Below are 13,603 nucleotides of genomic sequence, written 5' to 3'. Positions count from 1 at the left end.
ATGGCTATTACTGTCCATTGCGATATCGTCAGCGCCGAAGCGGAGATCTTCTCCGGTCTGGTGGAGATGGTGATTGCGCACGGCCACCTGGGCGATCTGGGTATCGCTCCGGGTCACGCCCCGCTGATCACCGACCTCAAGCCGGGTCCGATCCGCCTGGTCAAACAGGGTGGTGAGGAGGAGGTGTACTACATCTCCGGCGGTTTCCTCGAAGTCCAGCCGAACATGGTGAAGGTCCTTGCCGACACCGTGCTGCGCGCCGGCGACCTGGACGAAGCTGCTGCTCAGGAGTCCCTCAAGGCTGCTGAGAAGGCCCTGCACGAGAAGGGCGCGGAGTTCGATTACTCTGCCGCTTCTGCTCGTCTGGCCGAGGCCGCGGCCCAGCTGCGTACCGTCCAGCAGATCCGCAAGAAGTTCGGCGGCTAAGGCCCAAGGCTTCATTGCAGACAAGTTAAAGGGTAGCCTTGGCTACCCTTTTTCTTTTCCGGCATTCCGGTTTTCGCTTACCAGCCTGATTCGGTGATCCCCTCCATGTCCCTCGATATCGTCATCCTCGCCGCCGGCCAGGGCACGCGTATGCGTTCGGCCCTGCCCAAGGTCCTGCATCCAGTGGCCGGCAAGGCCATGCTCGGCCACGTCATCGACTCGGCCCGCAAACTCGAGCCCAAGGGCATTCATGTGGTGATCGGCCATGGCGCCGAGACCGTGCGTGAGCGCCTGGCTGCCGATGACCTGAATTTCGTCCTCCAGGCTGAACAGCTGGGTACCGGCCATGCCGTCGCCCAGGCCCTGCCACAGCTGACTGCCGAGCGCGTACTGATCCTCTATGGCGACGTGCCGCTGATCGAGGTGGAAACCCTTCAGCGCCTGCTGGAGAAGGTGAAGGATGACCAGCTCGCCCTGCTCACGGTCGAACTCGACGACCCTACCGGCTATGGCCGCATCGTCCGTGATTCCGCTGGTGTGGTGAGGGCTATCGTCGAGCACAAGGACGCGACCCCCGAGCAGCGCGCCATTCGCGAGGGCAACACCGGCATCCTCGCGGTGCCCGGCAAGCGCCTGGCCGACTGGCTGGGCCGCCTGTCCAACAACAACGCCCAGGGCGAGTACTACCTCACCGACGTGATTGCCATGGCCGTGGCCGACGGCCTGGTGGTTGCCACCGAACACCCCCACGACGCCATGGAAGTGCAGGGTGCCAACGACCGTATCCAGCTCGCCGACCTCGAGCGCCACTACCAGAAGCGCGCTGCCCGCCGCCTGATGGCCCAGGGCGTGACCCTGCTGGACCCGGCCCGCTTCGACCTGCGCGGCGAAGCCAGTGTCGGCCGCGATGTGCTGATCGACGTGAACGTCATTCTCGAAGGCAAGGTCGTCATCGAGGATGGTGTGCAGATCGGCCCGAACTGCGTCATCAAGGACAGCACCCTGCGCCGTGGCGCCGTGGTCAAGGCCAACAGCCACCTGGAAGGTGCAGAATTGGGCGAGGGCGCGGATTGCGGTCCGTTCGCACGCCTGCGTCCGGGCGCCGTACTGGGCGCCAAGGCCCATGTGGGCAACTTCGTCGAACTGAAGAACGCCGTGATGGGCGAGGGCGCCAAGGCCGGTCACCTGTCTTACCTGGGCGATGCCGAGATCGGCGCGCGCACCAACATCGGCGCCGGCACTATCACCTGCAATTACGATGGTGCGAACAAGTTCCGCACTGTCATGGGCGAGGATGTATTCATCGGCTCCAACAGTTCTCTGGTGGCTCCGGTCAATTTGGGCGATGGCGCCACCACCGGTGCGGGTTCGACCATTACCCAGGACGTTCCGGCAGCCGCGCTCGCCGTCGGCCGCGGCAAGCAGCGCAACATCGAAGGCTGGAAGCGCCCGGTAAAAATCAAGAAGTGAGCGTGTGGAAAACCCGGGTTGTGGATAAATCATGACCCGGACAAAAAGGCGGCTCAGGCCGCCTTTTGTCGTTTTCAGGGTTGACGCTAAAGCTTCGTTAGGTTTTGATTCGCGCCATTATCTTTCGAATCGAAACTTTCGTTGATGACGAAACGCAATACTCCCCAACGCCGCCACGCGATCCTTGCGCTGCTCGACGAGCAGGGCGAGGTGAGTGTCGACGAGTTGGCCAAAGCTTTCGCCACGTCCGAAGTGACCATTCGCAAGGACCTGACCGCACTGGAAAAGAACGGCTTGCTCCTGCGTCGCTATGGCGGTGCAGTGCCGATGCCGCAGGAGCTGATCGGTGAAGGTAACCAGCCGGTTTCCTCGTACAAACTTGCGATCGCCCGTGCCGCTGTCGGCTGCATCCGCGAGCACGCGCGCATCATCATCGACAGCGGCAGCACCACCGCCGCCATGATCCCGGAGCTCGGGCGAAAGCCGGGCCTCGTGGTGATGACCAATTCACTGAATGTCGCCAATGCCCTGCGCGAGCTGGAACATGAGCCCGTGCTGCTGATGACCGGCGGCACCTGGGACCCGCACTCCGAATCCTTCCAGGGCCAGGTGGCCGAGCAGGTCCTGCGTTCCTACGACTTCGACCAGTTGTTCATCGGCGCCGATGGCATCGACCTGCAGCGTGGCACCACCACCTTCAACGAGCTGCTGGGCCTCTCGCGCGTCATGGCCGAAGTGGCCCGCGAAGTGATCGTCATGGCCGAGTCCGACAAGGTCGGCCGGCGCATTCCCAACCTGGAGCTGCCCTGGAGCAGCATCCACACCCTGGTTACCGATGAGCGCCTTTCTGCCGAAGCGCGCGAACAGATAGCCGCGCGCGGGATCAAGCTGATCTGCGCGCGCATAGAGTGAGATAGGAGAAAAGCCATGTGTGGCATCGTTGGCGCCATCGCCGAGCGGAATATCACCCCCATCCTGGTCGAGGGCCTGAAGCGCCTCGAATACCGCGGCTATGACAGCGCCGGTGTGGCCGTCTTCACCAATGACGGTGCGCTGGATCGCCGTCGTCGTGTCGGCAAGGTCGCGGAACTGGAGCAGGCCCTTGCCGAGCAGCCCCTGGTCGGCCGCCTGGGCATCGCCCACACGCGCTGGGCCACCCACGGCGCCCCCAGCGAGCGCAACGCGCACCCGCACTTCTCCGGCGAGCAACTGGCCGTTGTCCACAACGGCATCATCGAGAACTACGAAGCCCTGCGCGAGCAGCTCAAGTCGCTGGGCTACGCATTCACCTCGGACACCGACACCGAAGTCATCGTCCATCTGCTGAATCACAAGCTGAAGACCATCCCCGACCTCGCCGACGCCCTCAAGGCAGCGGTGCCCGAATTGCATGGCGCCTATGGCCTGGCGGTGATCAGCGCCAGCCAGCCGGATCGGCTGCTCGCCGCCCGCAGCGGCAGCCCGCTGGTGATCGGCCTGGGCCTGGGCGAGAACTTCCTCGCCTCCGACCAGCTGGCCCTGCGCCAGGTGACCGACCGCTTCATCTACCTGGAAGAAGGCGACATCGCCGAGATCCGCCGTGACAGCGTGCAGATCTGGGACGAGCACGGCAGCGCAGTGCAGCGCGAGCAGGTGCAGTACCACGAAGGTGCCGAAGCCGCCGACAAGGGCGAGTACCGCCACTTCATGCTCAAGGAAATCCATGAGCAGCCCAAGGTCGTGCAGCGCACCATGGAAGGCCGTCTGGGTGCCGACCACGTCCTGGTCAACGCCTTCGGCCCGCGTGCCGCCGAGCTGTTCGCCAAGGTGCGCAACGTGCAGATCGTCGCCTGCGGCACCAGCTACCACGCCGGCATGGTCGCCCGTTACTGGCTCGAGGGCCTGGCCGGCATTCCTTGCCAGATCGAAGTGGCCAGCGAATTCCGCTACCGCAAGGTCGTGGTGCAGCCGGACACCCTGTTCGTCACCATTTCCCAGTCCGGTGAAACCGCCGACACCCTGGCCGCCCTGCGCAATGCCAAGGAGCTGGGCTACCTGACCAGCCTGGCCATCTGCAACGTCGGCACCAGCTCCCTGGTTCGCGAATCCGACCTCACCCTGCTGACCCAGGCCGGGCCGGAAATCGGCGTGGCCTCGACCAAGGCCTTCACCACCCAGCTCGTTGGCCTGATGTTGCTGACCCTGTCCCTAGGCCAGGTGCGCGGCACCCTCGAGGCGGGCATGGAAGCCGGCCTGGTGGAAGAACTGCGTCGCCTGCCGACCCGCCTGGGCGAAGCCCTGGCCATGGACAAGACCGTGGAGAAGGTAGCCGAGCTGTTCGCCGAGAAGCACCACACCCTGTTCCTCGGTCGTGGCGCCCAGTATCCGGTGGCGATGGAAGGCTCGCTGAAGCTCAAGGAAATCTCCTACATCCACGCCGAAGCCTACCCGGCCGGCGAGCTCAAGCATGGCCCGCTGGCCCTGGTGGACAGCGACATGCCGGTGGTCACCGTGGCGCCGAACAACGAGCTGGTGGAGAAACTCAAGTCCAACCTGCAGGAAGTGCGTGCTCGCGGCGGTCAACTCATCGTGTTCGCTGACCGCGAGGCCGGCATCGAGAATGGCGAGGGCACCCACATGGTGGCCATGCCGCATATCGACGACGCCCTGGCGCCGATCCTCTACACCATCCCGCTGCAGCTGCTGTCCTACTACGTTGCCGTGCTCAAGGGCACCGACGTCGACCAGCCGCGCAACCTGGCCAAGTCGGTGACCGTGGAATAATCCACAGCCCGCGTGAACGACGGCGCCTCAGGGCGCCGTTCGTGCTTTCGGGAACAGCAGGCGGAATCTGGTGAGCCCCTCCGGCTCGCTGCTGGCCTCCACCCTGCCGCCATGCAGGCTCATGATCGAACGCACGATGGCCAACCCGAGGCCGGTGCCGCCATCGGCCCTGGCGCGGCTGGCGTCCACCCGGTAGAAGCGCTCGAACAGGTGCGGCAGGTGACGGGCCGGAATGCCCGCTCCGGGGTTCTCCACCGCCAGCGCAAAGTTATCCACAAGCGATTCGATGCGCAGCCGCACCAGGCTGCGGGGCGGACTGTGGCGGATGGCATTGGACAGCAGGTTGGAGATCGCTCGCTGGATCATCAGGCGGTCGCCGAGTGGCGCGCCCTCACCGCTGATTTCCAGGGCGATGAGTTTCTCCTCGGCCGCCAGGGCGAACAGGTCCAACACGCGCCGCGCTTCAGCCTGCAGGCTGATGCGTTCGAACCTGACCAGTGCCGCGGGGTGGCTGACCTGGGCCAGGAACAGCATGTCGGCGACGATGCGCGAGACCCGCTCCAGCTCCTCAATGCAGGATTCCAGCACTGCCTTGTACTCGTCCGGCTGGCGCTCCCGCGACAGCGTCACCTGCGCCTTGCCCATCAGGTTGCTGATGGGCGAGCGCAGTTCATGGGCGAGATCGTCGGAGAACTGCGCGAGCTGCTGCACGCCGCCGTCCAGGCGATGCAGCATGACGTTGATGCCCTGGGCCAGGTCATGCAGTTCCCGGGGCAGCTGGTCCACCGGGATGCGATGGGTGAGGTCCTGGGCGGAAACCTTGGCCGCCACCCGGCGGAACTGTGCCAGGGGCGCCAGCCCGCGCTGCACCACGAAGTGCGCGCCAAGGCCGATCAGCAACAGCACGAAGGGCAGGGCGACCAGGGTGGATTTGACGTAGGCGGCGAGCAGGGCAAGGTCGCTGCGCCGGTCGAGCGAGAGGAAGACGCGCACCCTGTCTCCATCGGGCAGGATCATCTCGCGGTAGGCGCTGAGGGCACGATCGCCGTCCTCGTCGACCGTGGCCTGGAAGCGGGTATCGGTGCCGGCGGGAATGCCGGCCAGGCGTCGTTCCAGGACATGGCGGCCAAGGCTGAGCAGTGCCGGCCCGCCCACCTCGCTGGTGAATATGGTCAGTTGCAGGTCGTCATGGCCTTTCACCTGGTCGCCGAGGATATGCGGGCGTAGGTTTTCGGCACGGGTACTCAGGTCCAGCGCCAGGCTGTGCTCGATCTGTGCCAGCTTGGCCTCCAGTTCGCGCCGGGCGAGGTTTTCCAGCTCGTGGGCGAGGACCAGGTAGGCCAGTGCCGACAGCAGGACCACCAGCGCAGCGCCCATCAGACTTACCCACAGTCCCAGACGCGCCGACAGGCTGGCCGGTTTCATCCACGGTCCTCCAGTACGTAGCCGACGCCCCGCAGGGTGTGGATAAGTTTTCTGTCGAAGGGATCGTCGATCTTCCCCCGCAGGCGGCGGATCGATACCTCCACCACATTGGTGTCGCAGTCGAAGTTCATGTCCCAGACCATCGAGATGATCTGGGTTCGTGACAGCACTTCCCCGCTGCGCCGCATCAGCAGGTGCAGCAGGGCGAATTCCTTGGTGGTCAGGTCGATGCGCCGGGTGCCGCGAAAGGCCCGGTGGCGGCCCGGGTCGAGTTCCAGGTCGGCCACGCGCAGCACCTCCGGCAACTGGATCTGCTCGCTGCGCCGCAACAGGCTGCGCACCCGTGCCAGCAGTTCGGGAAACTCGAAGGGCTTAACCAGGTAATCATCGGCGCCAAGATCGAGGCCGCGAACCTTGTCCGCGAGTCGTCCACGGGCGGTGAGCATCATCACCCGTGTGTTGCCGCACTGGCGGATGTTGGCGAGTACCCCGAAGCCGTCGACTTCCGGGAGGTTCACGTCGAGGATCACCAGGTCATAGGCGTGCTGGCGGGCCAGGTGGATACCGTCGATGCCATTGTTGGCGCTGTCCACGATATAGCCACTTTCACTCAGGCCCTGATGCAGATATTCGGCAGTCTTGGGTTCGTCCTCGACAATAAGGATTCGCATGTCAATTCATCCTGCAAGTTGGTGCCATGCCCCTGTGGTAATTGTTCATGTGGGCCATGTTCCTATTTGAAATTAAAACTTTTCCACCACTGACAGGGCGGCGAGCGGGTCTGGAGGCTAAACCCTGTAGCAGCTCAAGGGTCAATGCCAGGGCGTTGATACACGGGCCTTGCAGGCGTGGAACTGCATCGCGGGTACGTCGGTTGGCAGTTTTGGGGTGTGGATAAGTTGTTTCTTTTTGCTACGGAAGTTATCCCCCGGATATCCGCAGCGGGAGTAATGCTAATACAGGCGAAACACCAATATTCGCCAATTACATATTTGTAATTTTGTAGTCACCTTGCGGATAAGCGCGAATAACTAAAGTCCTCCCGAATATCGAATAGCCCCAGACATCTCAGTGTGCCGTGCAACTTCCGCTTTGCATGGCCGGGCACCCTTTCGAGTTGCAGAGGACCTTCCCATTGCACGGATCACTCTTTCGCGAACGCTGGCGAGCTTCCCTGTTCGGCGTCCTGGCGTTGTTCAGCGGCCCGCTGCTGGCGTCCGACCCCTCCAGCCTGGACTTCCAGCGTGCGCTGGACGCCGCTTACCGCAACAACCCGGATCTGGCCGCTGTCGGCTGGAACATCGGCATCGCCGAAGGCGAGCGCCGCCAGGCCGGGGTCATCCCCAACCCGGAGCTTTCCTGGGAGGCCGAAGACACCCGTAGCGATACCCGCACTACCACCGTGCAGATCAGCCAGCCCATAGAGCTGGGTGGCAAGCGGGGTGCGCGGATCGAGGTGGCGGAGCGCGGTCAGGACATCGCTGCCCTGGAGCTGGAGCAGAAGCGCAACGGCCTGCGCGCGGACACCATCGTTGCCTTCCACGGGGCGTTGCGTACCCAGGCTCGGGTGGAGCTGGCGGAGGAGTCCCTGCGTCTGGCCGAACGTGGCCTGTCGGTCGCCGAGGCGCGGATTCGCGCGGGCAAGGTGGCGCCGGTGGAAGCATTGCGTGCCGATGTGCAGCGCTCCGAGACGCGCCTTGAGCTGGGCCGCGCCCGTGCCGAGCGCGAGGCGGCCTACCAGCGACTGGCTGCGCTGATGGGCGAGGCGCGGCCCGGCTTCAGCCGTGTGCAGGGCGAGCCCGGTGCGCTGCCGGCGCTACCTGCCGCCGCCGTCCTCCTCGGGCGCCTGGACGAAACCGCAGAGCTGCGCCTGGCCGACCGCCAGGTCGGGCAGCAGGAGGCATCGCTGGTGCTGGAGAAGGCCAACCGCATCCCCGACCTCAGCATCAGCGTCGGTAGCCAGTACAGCGCGGAGGACCGCGAGCGCGTCAATCTGGTGGGGCTGTCCATGCCCATTCCATTGTTCGACCGCAATCAGGGCAACGTTCTGGCGGCGGCGCGACGTGCCGATCAGGCGCGCGACCTGCGCAATGCCACCGAGCTGCGTCTGCGCAGCGAAACCCGCCAGGCACTGGAGCAGTGGAGCAGCGCGGCAGCGGATATCCGTGCGTTCGAGCAGTCCATCCTGCCGGCGGCCCGGCGTGCTGTGGACGCTGCCACGCGCGGCTTCCAGATGGGCAAGTTCGCCTTCCTCGACGTGCTGGACGCCCAGCGCACCCTGATCGACTCCCGTGGCCGCTACCTGCAGGCCGTCGCCGAGGCCACCGATGCCTGGGCCGCTCTGGTGCGCCTCTATGGCGATCTCTCCAACCCGGTCGGGGCCTGAATTCCATGAACGCCAACGGCCGCTTGCTGCGCCACTGGCTATGCCTGCTCGCCTTGCTCACGGGCGTTGGCTTGCTCGCCGGCGTAATGCCGGCGCAGTCCGGTCACTGGTGTCGCCACGACCTGTATCGCGTTCTGCGCATCTCCCTCTCCTGGCCTGAGCGGCAGCCCTGACGGCCGGGAAACGAATCAACCGAGGAACATCCATGGACAAGAAACGAGGCACCGCCCTGGCCCTGCTGCTGGCCTTCGGCCTGGGGCTCGGCCCCCTGCTCCTGAGTGACCGCGCCGGCCAGCCGGTGGCGAGCGAGAACGGCCACGCCGATGATGGTGGCGAGCATTCCGAGGAGGAGGAAGGCCACGCCGAGGAGGGCCGCCTGGAGCTCAGCGCGGCGCAGATCGAGGCTGCCGGTATCGAGCTGGCCAGGGCCGCGCCGCGCACCCTGAGCAAGCGCATTTCCCTGGCCGGCGAGATTCGTCTGGACGACGACCGCACGGCCCACATCGTTCCCCGTGCCGGCGGCGTCGTGGAGGCGGTGCGGGTGAACCTGGGCCAGGCCGTGAAGAAGGGTGAGCTGTTGGCGGTGATCGCCAGCCAGCAGGTGTCGGACCAGCGCAGCGAACTGGCTGCCGCAGAACACCGTGCCGGGCTGGCGCGGACCACCCTGGAACGCGAGCGCCAGCTCTGGCGCGACGGCGTCTCCGCCGAGCAGGACTACCTGCAGGCGCGCCAGGCCCTGGAAGAAGCGGAGATCGCGCTGGACAACGCGCGCCAGAAGATGAGTGCCCTGAGCGGCAGCGTCACCCTGGCCGGCGGCAACCGCTACGAGCTGCGCGCGCCTTTCGATGCCGTGGTGGTGGAGAAGCACCTGGTGCCGGGCGAGGTGGTCAGCGACGCGACCAACGCCTTCATCCTTTCCGACCTCTCGCGGGTCTGGGCCACCTTCAACGTCTCAGCCAAGGACCTGCGCCTGGTGCGGGTTGGCCGGCCTGTGCGGATCAGCGCGCCGGAGCTGGGTGCGGAAGTCAGCGGCTCGGTGGCCTACGTCGGCAACCTGCTGGGCGAGCAGACCCGCAGCGCCATCGCTCGTGCCACCCTGGAGAACCCCGAAGGCGCCTGGCGCCCCGGCCTGTTCGTTACCGTGCTGCTGGCCACCGAATCCCGTGATGTGAAGGTCACGGTTCCGCAGCAGGCGATTCAGACCCTCGAGGACAAACCCGTGGTGTTCGTCCGTGTGCCGGGCGGCTTCCTGGCCCAGGAAGTGGCGCTGGGCGAGCGCGACGACGGCCACGTGGAAATCACCGGGGGCCTTGCCGCCGGCACCGAGCTTGCCGCCGCCGGCAGCTTCATCCTCAAGTCCGAGCTGGGCAAGGCCAGCGCCGAGCACGCCCACTGACGAGTAGCCGCCATGTTCGAACGCATCATCCAATTCGCCATCGAGCAGCGCTTCATCGTGCTGCTGGCCGTCCTGGCCATGGCCGGGCTGGGCATCGCCAGTTACCAGAAGCTGCCCATAGACGCGGTGCCCGACATCACCAACGTCCAGGTCCAGGTCAACACCTCGGCCGCCGGCTTCTCGCCGCTGGAAACCGAGCAGCGCATCACCTACCCCATCGAAACCGCGATGGCCGGTCTGCCGCACCTCAAGCAGACCCGCTCGCTGTCGCGCTCCGGACTGTCGCAGGTCACCGTCACCTTCGAGGACGGCACCGACCTCTATTTCGCCCGGCAACTGGTCAACGAGCGTCTGCAGCAGGCTCGCGGGCAACTGCCGGAAGGCGCCGAGGCAGTGATGGGGCCGATCTCCACCGGGCTTGGCGAGATCTTCCTGTGGACGGTGGAAGCCGAGGAGGGCGCGCGCAAGGACGATGGCAGCGCCTACAGCCCCACCGATCTGCGGGTGATCCAGGACTGGATCATCAAGCCGCAGCTGCGCACCGTGCCCGGGGTTGCCGAGATCAACACCATCGGCGGCTTCGCCAGGGAGTTCCAGATCGCTCCGGAGCCCAAGCGCCTGGCCGCCTACAGCCTGACCCTGAGCGACCTCGTCACCGCCCTGGAGCGCAATAACGCCAACGTTGGTGCCGGCTACATCGAGCGTAACGGCGAGCAGTTGCTGATCCGTGCACCCGGCCAGCTGGAGGACACCGCCGACATCGCCAATATCGTGGTCGCCAACCGCAGCGGTGCGCCGATCCGCGTGCGCGACATCGCCAGCGTGGATATCGGCCGTGAGCTGCGCAGCGGCGCCGCTACCGAGAACGGCCGCGAAGTGGTGCTGGGCACGGTGTTCATGCTCATCGGCGAGAACAGCCGCAGCGTCTCGCAGGCGGTGGCCAGCCGCCTGGAAGAGATCAACCGCAGCCTGCCGAAGGGTGTGGTGGCGCTGCCGGTCTACGACCGCACCCACCTGGTGGACAAGGCCATCGCCACGGTGAAGAGGAACCTCGTGGAAGGCGCCATCCTGGTGATCGCGGTGCTCTTCCTGTTCCTCGGCAACATCCGGGCGGCGCTGATCACCGCCATGGTCATCCCGCTTTCGATGCTCTTCACCTTCAGCGGCATGTTCGCCAACAAGGTCAGCGCCAACCTGATGAGCCTGGGTGCGCTGGACTTCGGCATCATCGTCGATGGCGCGGTGGTCATCGTCGAGAATGCCATCCGCCGCCTGGCCCACGCCCAGAGCCACCACGGCCGCCTGCTGACCCGCAGCGAGCGGCTGCACGAAGTGTTCGCCGCATCGAAGGAAGCGCGCCGCGCCCTGGTGTTCGGGCAGCTGATCATCATGGTGGTGTACCTGCCGATCTTCGCCCTCACCGGTGTCGAGGGGAAAATGTTCCACCCCATGGCCTTCACCGTGGTCATCGCCCTGCTGGGCGCCATGATCCTCTCGGTGACCTTCGTGCCTGCGGCCATCGCCCTGTTCATCACCGGCAAGGTGCGCGAGGAGGAGAACGCGTTGATGCGCGCGGCGCGTCGCGGCTACGCACCGGTGCTGGCCTGGGTGATGCGCCGGCGCAACCTGGCCTTCGCCCTGGCCAGCGGCGCGGTGCTGGTCTCCGGTGTGCTGGCCAGCCGCATGGGCAGCGAGTTCGTGCCCAGCCTGAGCGAAGGCGACTTTGCCCTGCAGGCGCTGCGCGTGCCCGGCACCAGCCTGTCGCAGTCCCTGGACATGCAGCAGCGCCTGGAGCGCGCCATCGTCGAACAGGTGCCGGAAGTGCAGCGGGTATTCGCCCGCACCGGCACCGCGGAGATCGCTTCCGACCCCATGCCGCCGAACATCTCCGACAGCTATGTGATGCTCAAGCCGAAGGAGCGGTGGCCTGAGCCGGACAAGTCGAGGGAAGCGCTGATCGCCGATATCCAGCGTGCCAGCGCGACGGTGCCGGGCAGCAACTACGAGTTGTCGCAGCCGATCCAGCTGCGCTTCAACGAGCTGATTTCCGGCGTGCGCAGCGATGTGGCGGTGAAGGTCTTCGGCGACGACATGGCCGTGCTCAACGCCACCGCCGCGAAGATCGCCGCCACCCTGCAGCAGGTCGAGGGCGCCTCCGAGGTGAAGGTGGAGCAGACCACCGGCCTGCCGGTGCTGACCATCAACATCGATCGCGACAAGGCCGCGCGCTACGGGCTCAACGTCGGCGACGTGCAGGACACGGTGGCGGTGGCGGTAGGCGGGCGTGTGGCCGGCACCCTGTTCGAGGGCGACCGCCGCTTCGACATGGTGGTGCGCCTCTCCGATGAGTTGCGTACCGACATCGAAGGGCTGTCGCGCCTGCTGATACCGGTGCCGGCCGGTGGCGGTTCGGAGCGCATTGCCTTCATTCCGCTGTCCGACGTCGCCAACCTGGATCTGGTGATGGGGCCGAATCAGGTCAGCCGCGAGAACGGCAAGCGCCTGGTGGTGGTGAGCGCCAACGTGCGGGGGCGTGACATCGGCTCCTTCGTCGGTGAGGCGGAGGAACGCATCCAGGCCCAGGTGGAGGTGCCGGCCGGTTACTGGACCAGCTGGGGCGGCCAGTTCGAGCAGCTGCAGTCCGCCGCCAAGCGCCTGCAGGTGGTGGTGCCGGTGGCGCTGCTGCTGGTATTCGCGCTGCTCTTCCTGATGTTCAACAACCTCAGGGACGGCCTGCTGGTGTTCACCGGCATACCCTTCGCCCTCACCGGCGGGGTGTTGGCGCTGTGGCTGCGGGACATTCCGCTGTCCATCTCAGCCGGGGTGGGGTTCATCGCGCTGTCCGGAGTGGCGGTGCTCAATGGCCTGGTGATGATCGCCTTCATCCGCAACCTGCGTGAGCAAGGCAAGCCGCTGGCCCAGGCCGTGACCGAAGGCGCGCTGACCCGCCTGCGTCCGGTACTGATGACCGCCCTGGTGGCGTCCCTCGGCTTCGTGCCCATGGCGCTGGCCACCGGGACCGGCGCCGAGGTCCAGCGCCCGCTGGCCACCGTGGTGATCGGCGGCATTCTCTCCTCCACGGCACTGACGCTGCTGGTGCTGCCAGCCCTCTACTTCCGTGCTTACCAGAAGGATGAGCAGGAAGACGCCACAGCCTGACCCGCAAGGCCCCTCGCACATGGCGAGGGGCCTTCCCGTTTCCCACAACCCAAGCCCCATTAGGAGCGAGCTTTGCTCGCGAAGCAGAGGTGCGGCGCTGCCGATCGCGCAATCGGTGCGCACAGAGTCCAGTCGGGGGACATGGGTAACGCATTTACGTTGGCGGCAGCGTTCGAGGATGGGAATCGAGCGGTACCGATCCCACGACTCCAGCACACGGCGGCCCCTGGAAATGAGCAAGTGCCGGATTCATTGGCCAATAAAAAAGGCGCCCACATGGGGCGCCCAGGGTTCACCTCGACCAATAGGAGCGTGGAGCTTTTGAAGGTGAACGGTCTTGCCGGGGGAAATCAGTCTTCCTTGGGGGCGTTATGCGCGCTGAGCTGCCGGGTCTCGGCCTTGCTGTCGGAGGCCTTGTCGTTGTCACCGGCGAAGAACTGCTTGCCCTTGAGTTCGGCCTGGCTGGCGCGGAATTCCTGCACCATCTGCAGGGAGCGGCCGTAGCCGTCTTCGGCCAGCGCGGCGGTGGAACCCAGGCCGAGGAGGGTAATCAGGAGAAGTTTGCGTACGTTCATGAA

11 protein-coding genes are annotated in these 13,603 nt (G+C 65.7%); 8 read left to right on the top strand and 3 right to left on the bottom strand.

The genetic code is table 11. The annotated features are described in order from the left end of the window. The 4 genes from FXN65_RS27725 (at window position 1) to glmS (ending at window position 4,659) form a co-directional block, all read left to right on the top strand. Complete coding sequence (locus tag FXN65_RS27725) at window positions 1–426, top strand: F0F1 ATP synthase subunit epsilon (RefSeq protein WP_120653847.1); 426 nt, start codon at window positions 1–3, stop codon at window positions 424–426. 105 nt (window positions 427–531) lie between these two features. Then, on the top strand, window positions 532–1,896 hold the full coding sequence (gene glmU / locus FXN65_RS27720) for a bifunctional UDP-N-acetylglucosamine diphosphorylase/glucosamine-1-phosphate N-acetyltransferase GlmU (RefSeq protein WP_151138585.1): 1,365 nt from the start codon (window positions 532–534) through the stop codon (window positions 1,894–1,896). Window positions 1,897–2,037: 141 nt separating this feature from the next. Continuing rightward, the gene (locus FXN65_RS27715) at window positions 2,038–2,808 is read left to right on the top strand and encodes a DeoR/GlpR family DNA-binding transcription regulator (protein WP_151138583.1); all 771 of its coding nucleotides are present in this window, start codon (window positions 2,038–2,040) and stop codon (window positions 2,806–2,808) included. Window positions 2,809–2,823: 15 nt separating this feature from the next. Continuing rightward, window positions 2,824–4,659 (top strand): glutamine--fructose-6-phosphate transaminase (isomerizing), encoded by a 1,836-nt coding sequence (gene glmS, locus FXN65_RS27710; RefSeq protein WP_151138581.1) that lies wholly within the window; start codon window positions 2,824–2,826, stop codon window positions 4,657–4,659. A gap of 27 nt (window positions 4,660–4,686) precedes the next feature. Here glmS and FXN65_RS27705 read toward each other — a convergent pair whose 3' ends face one another. Beyond that, entirely contained in the window at window positions 4,687–6,084 is a 1,398-nt protein-coding gene (locus FXN65_RS27705) for a heavy metal sensor histidine kinase (protein ID WP_151138579.1), read from the bottom strand. Beyond that, a complete protein-coding gene (locus FXN65_RS27700; protein ID WP_151138578.1) occupies window positions 6,081–6,755 on the bottom strand; it encodes a heavy metal response regulator transcription factor in 675 nt (224 codons plus the stop codon). Before FXN65_RS27700 ends, FXN65_RS27705 begins: the two co-directional genes overlap by 4 nt. Before the next feature lie 425 nt (window positions 6,756–7,180). On the opposite strand from FXN65_RS27700, the gene FXN65_RS27695 reads away from it, so the two are divergent. The 4 genes from FXN65_RS27695 to FXN65_RS27685 are packed head-to-tail and all read left to right on the top strand — an operon-like array spanning window position 7,181 to window position 13,025. After that, entirely contained in the window at window positions 7,181–8,470 is a 1,290-nt protein-coding gene (locus FXN65_RS27695; protein ID WP_151138576.1) for a TolC family protein, read from the top strand. A gap of 5 nt (window positions 8,471–8,475) precedes the next feature. After that, complete coding sequence (locus tag FXN65_RS28075) at window positions 8,476–8,643, top strand: hypothetical protein (protein ID WP_178119409.1); 168 nt, start codon at window positions 8,476–8,478, stop codon at window positions 8,641–8,643. 32 nt (window positions 8,644–8,675) lie between these two features. Further along, the gene (locus FXN65_RS27690) at window positions 8,676–9,866 is read left to right on the top strand and encodes an efflux RND transporter periplasmic adaptor subunit (protein WP_151138574.1); all 1,191 of its coding nucleotides are present in this window, start codon (window positions 8,676–8,678) and stop codon (window positions 9,864–9,866) included. Window positions 9,867–9,878: 12 nt separating this feature from the next. Further along, entirely contained in the window at window positions 9,879–13,025 is a 3,147-nt protein-coding gene (locus FXN65_RS27685; RefSeq protein ID WP_151138572.1) for an efflux RND transporter permease subunit, read from the top strand. Between the two features lie 350 nt (window positions 13,026–13,375). On the opposite strand, the gene FXN65_RS27680 is transcribed toward FXN65_RS27685, so the two are convergent. After that, window positions 13,376–13,600, bottom strand: coding sequence for a hypothetical protein (locus FXN65_RS27680; RefSeq protein WP_151138570.1), 225 nt, complete (start codon window positions 13,598–13,600; stop codon window positions 13,376–13,378). Window positions 13,601–13,603 lie beyond the last annotated feature (3 nt).

This window comes from Pseudomonas lalkuanensis, assembly GCF_008807375.1.
Classification (GTDB): Bacteria; Pseudomonadota; Gammaproteobacteria; order Pseudomonadales; family Pseudomonadaceae; genus Metapseudomonas; species Metapseudomonas lalkuanensis.
Note: the sequence above shows the minus strand (reverse complement) of the source record. Positions and strands in the feature narration are given on the sequence as shown.